Here is a 748-nt window from a genome sequence, read left to right on the forward strand (position 1 = left end):
CCGGTTTTGGCGGTATTGCCGCTGCCTTGCGAGCAAAAGCATTGGGCTGCGACGTTACTATTGTCGACAAAACATCCCACCCAGGCGGGCGCGCACAGCGATTTCAAGTAGATGGATACAAGCATGATGCTGGTCCAACGGTTATTACTGCGCCCTTTCTTTTTGACGAGTTGTTTGCATTATTCGGGAAAGAGCGCGCTGACTATGTGGAATTTAAGGCCCTAAATACTTGGTATCGGTTTGTTTACGACGACGGGACGCATTTTGATTATGGAGGTGATAACGAGCGTATCGAAAGGTCGATAGCTATGATCAGCCCAGATGATGTAAAAGGCTACCGAAAGCTCCTTGCTGCCTCGAAAGAGATTTATCAACTTGGCTTCGAGCAACTAGCGCATCGGCCGTTCCATCAAATAATAGACATGATAAAAGTAATTCCACAAATGCTTCGACTCGGTAGTTATCGTAGCGTTTGGCAGCTAGTTTGCCGGCATCTAAAACACGATAAACTTCGCCAAGCATTTTCAATTCAACCACTTTTAGTGGGCGGTAACCCATTCGATACTACCAGTATCTATAGCCTAATTCATTACTTAGAACGCGCTCATGGCGTGCACTTTGCCATGGGTGGCACACAAGCCTTAGTCGATGCCTTAACCAAATTAATGCAGGAAGAGGGAATCGAGGTAGTACTCAACCATGAGGTGGTTAAGTTTGAAACGCAACAAAAGCGTATCACCGCAGTGCA

At 46.5% G+C, this 748-nt stretch carries 1 protein-coding gene; it reads left to right on the forward strand.

Translation table 11 applies throughout. From position 1 onward, the window contains the following. Window positions 1–748: phytoene desaturase family protein (crtI, locus tag A3739_RS18250; RefSeq protein WP_156502675.1), on the forward strand; the 748-nt coding region annotated here is incomplete at both ends.

The sequence above is a fragment of the Oleiphilus sp. HI0067 genome (genome assembly GCF_001635735.1).